Source organism: Moraxella sp. CTOTU47724, assembly GCF_032014955.1.
GTDB lineage: Bacteria > Pseudomonadota > Gammaproteobacteria > Pseudomonadales > Moraxellaceae > Faucicola > Faucicola tetraodonis.
In genome coordinates, this window is record NZ_DALZSV010000071.1 from 6,139 (window position 1) to 9,649 (window position 3,511).

General features: G+C 43.4%; 4 protein-coding genes and 1 pseudogene. 2 read left to right on the forward strand and 3 right to left on the reverse strand.

The annotated features are described in order from the left end of the window. Together RTR63_RS10695 and RTR63_RS10700 are read left to right on the forward strand one after the other, a co-directional pair. A pseudogene (locus RTR63_RS10695) lies at positions 1–879 on the forward strand (peptide synthetase); the annotation flags it as partial. A 62-nt stretch (positions 880–941) separates the two neighbouring features. Then, the gene (locus RTR63_RS10700; protein WP_203172822.1) at positions 942–1,580 is read left to right on the forward strand and encodes a holo-ACP synthase; all 639 of its coding nucleotides are present in this window, start codon (positions 942–944) and stop codon (positions 1,578–1,580) included. Between the two features lie 155 nt (positions 1,581–1,735). Here RTR63_RS10700 and RTR63_RS10705 read toward each other — a convergent pair whose 3' ends face one another. The 3 genes from RTR63_RS10705 to modA all read right to left on the reverse strand — a co-directional run. Next, on the reverse strand, positions 1,736–2,377 hold the full coding sequence (locus tag RTR63_RS10705) for an ATP-binding cassette domain-containing protein (RefSeq protein ID WP_312524165.1): 642 nt from the start codon (positions 2,375–2,377) through the stop codon (positions 1,736–1,738). A gap of 42 nt (positions 2,378–2,419) precedes the next feature. Next, positions 2,420–3,112: a molybdate ABC transporter permease subunit gene (gene modB / locus RTR63_RS10710; RefSeq protein ID WP_312524167.1), complete on the reverse strand. Its 693-nt coding sequence runs from the start codon at positions 3,110–3,112 to the stop codon at positions 2,420–2,422. Positions 3,113–3,126: 14 nt separating this feature from the next. Continuing rightward, a partial coding sequence (gene modA / locus RTR63_RS10715; RefSeq protein ID WP_312524169.1) for a molybdate ABC transporter substrate-binding protein occupies positions 3,127–3,511 on the reverse strand: 385 nt, incomplete at its 5' end.

The window sequence follows — 3,511 nt, forward strand, 5'->3', positions numbered from 1 at the left end:
GACGTGCTGATTGGTGTGCAATCTCGTGTGCCAACCAACGAACAAATGCAACAGGCTCATACGGGCAAGGCTATGAGTGATGCAGGACAAGGGCAGACCCCGCAAGGACAAACTTGGTTCGGTACGCCAGCAATTCGTCTACCCGCCCGTGAGACTATCATAGGCTATGACCCCAAACTCACCTTTGCCCCAAGTACTGCCCGCTTTATCAGCCGTGCGTTTATCGAAGGTTTGCGTATTGTGTTGCCGTTGTCTTTTATCATTGGTGTTGGTTATAGCATTGTTGAGTTGGTGCTAGATGTTGAAAAAAACTATGACACAGCCATGGCAATACTCGCTCTATTGGGCTGTGGCGTGCTATACGGACTTGGCAGTATCGTGTTTGTGGCATTGCTCAAATGGCTGTTAGTCGGCAAATACCGCCCACGTTCTGCTCCGATGTGGACACTATTTGTGTGGCTATCTGAAGCCATTACCAGCCTATATGAAGCCATCGTCATCCCGAGTATCAACAACTATCTGCGGGGTACAGTGTATTTGCCTTGGGTAATGCGATTATTCGGGGCAAAAATCGGCAGACGGGCATGGCTCGATAGCACCGACATGACCGAGTTTGACTGCGTGACCTTGGGCGATGACTGTGAACTCAACAACCACACAGGACCCCAAACACACCTGTTTGAAGACCGTATCATGAAAATCGGTACAGTTAAACTGGGCAATGGCGTCACTGTCCGCTCTCGTAGTACTGTGCTATACGACACCCAAATTCATGATAATGTTATCATCGAGCCGATGACTTTAGTGATGAAAGGCGAGGAACTACCCTCCGATAGTATTTGGAGTGGCTCACCTGCGGTATCTGTAAGCAAACAATAATTAAGATTGAAAATTATCGTTCTTTTTATAGCCTAATGGTATTAATGAAGGGAAAAACCGCCATGTACCTTAAAACTATTACATTGAACCATCAGCAGATTCATTTATTTGATTTGCAAATCAGCCGCACCCAACGCCGATGCCGACGAGCGATTCTAGATAATGAACTCACCGATTACTTTTTTGACCACGACCAAATTAGCTATATTTTTCACCAAGCAGGACACCCTGCCAAACTGCGACTTGAACCGCTAATGTTACAAAGCATCACCCAGCCCAAACCTGTGTCAAAAATAGATTATCATTTGGCCATTAGTTATGCCTTGCCGTTGGTGGCTGTAATGTGGTCGGATCAACGTGTGGCATTGGATTTATGCCATATCTCAGATTTTGACGGCATGAGCGAGCAAGAAATTAGCACGTTTTGGGAGCTTTATTTTCCCAATGACAGACCAACAGGGCTCAAACACGGGACGTCATCCGCTGAAACTCTCGCAAAGCATTGGTCAGCGTATGAAGCCAAACTTAAAGCTCTAGGTTTACCGCTGCAGCAATATTCACCATTATTGGTAGAAAAATTTTCTCAGCTCACACTAGTTAGTCAAGTGATAGAACACGGTGGCAAACAGTTCTCATTATCAATGGCTGCATTTATAACAAACTTGTTAGCTCCCTATAATCAAACACCCTCTGCCGTCTAAATTTAGTCGCAACAAAGATAAACTAACTGGTAGGGGTCAGCACAGAAAACGGAAAAAATAGCACGCTAAGGAAATTAGTCGAGTATTTTTAAAATTGATAATGGGTGAAATGTCTATAAAACGACCGTACTGTGCGCATTGTGCCGAACCTTTCTTTATAAAAAATAAATCTCATCAGTCAGTGCCGATATTTCGTCTTTATCATGGCTAACATACAGAATAGGAATTTGCGTAGTAGTGATGATTTGTTGAAAAAACGGCAAAATCTCTTGCTTATGAATACTATCTAAGGCGGATAACGGCTCATCAAGAAGTAGTAATTGCGGAGAATATAGCAAAGCCCGCCCCAAAGCTACTCGCTGTTTTTCACCACCTGACAGCTTGGTTGGCATTCGATGAGTCAAATGCTCAAGTTTTAACAAGTCGATAATTTCATCAATTTGAAACCGCCGATTTTCTGGTGAGATATTACGATAGCCGAACAATAAATTTTCCATGACAGATTTGTGGGGAAAAATTTGAGCATCTTGGAACACCAAACCCACTCGTCGTTGCTGAGTCGATAGATTGATTTTCTTTTGGCTGTCAAACCATGTCTGACCATTGATGATGATTTTACCCTGTTTGGGTGTATTAATTCCCGCGATACTGTGCAAAATACTGGTTTTACCCGAACCGGACACACCAAACAATCCCATAACTTGCTGGGTTGATTGTAGATTTGCTAACAACTGAAACTTACCCAAGCTTAGTAAAAAATCACAATCAAAAACAAGCGGTTGGGTAATATTTATCATAATAATATTCGTTTAAGGTAGAATTTATTGTAAGGTGAGAAGCTAAGCCAGTTTGCGTTTCCTATAACGCCCATACCATTGCGACAACCACAATGCCATAAATGCAATACCAACCGATAAGACCAACAAGCGCATAATTTGGGAATCACTATCGGGCTGTTGTAGTAGACTGTAAATAGCAAGCGGTAGTGTCCGAGTTTCGCCATCAATATTACCGACAAAAGTAATGGTCGCCCCAAATTCTCCCAAACTGCGACAAAACGATAAAATAGCCCCGATCACAATCCCCGCACCTGACAGCGGTAAGGTCACTTGGAAAAACGTCCGCAAACGGCTTGCACCCAGTGTCATGGCAGTTATTTCTAGGCGTTCATCGACCAACTCAATTGCCAAACGAACTGACTGTACCATGAGTGGAAAACCCATAACTGCCGATGCCAAGACCGCACCTTTCCAGTTAAAAGCAAGCTCAAAACCCATTCTTGTTAGGTATTTGCCAATTAAGCCTTCATTGCCAAATAGCACAAGCAAGATATAACCTGGTACAACTGGCGGCAATACAAGCGGTAAAAATACCAAAGTTTCAAATAACGATTTACCCCAAAAATCCTTACGAGCGAGCAACCACCCCATGCCAATGGCAGGGATAAGGTTAATCAGCAAGCTAAAACTTGCCACTTGGCAAGATAGCTTAATCACTTCAATTTCTTCTGGCGTCAAATTGGGCACTAACATAGTTATTTGATTGCTTATTGCAGCCCATTAAAGCCATATTTTTTATAAATCGCTTTGGCAGGAGCGGATTGTAAGAATTGGTAATAGCGCTGTGCCTCAGCGTTTTTCTTAACCATAGCAATTGGATAAACAATCGGTGTATGCGTAGTCAATGGGAACACACCAATAATTTGTACATTTTTTGCCACCGCTGCATCGGTTGCATACACGACACCAAGCTGACATTCCCCACGATTAACAAAGTTTAACGCCGCACGTACGTCTTCGGTTTCAACGAGACGTGGTTTGAGCGTATCCCACCAGCCAAGATTGGTCATGGCTTGTTTCGCATATTTGCCGACTGGTACACTTGAGGTATTACCTGTACACCATTTGCCCGTGAATGCTCCACCCATATTA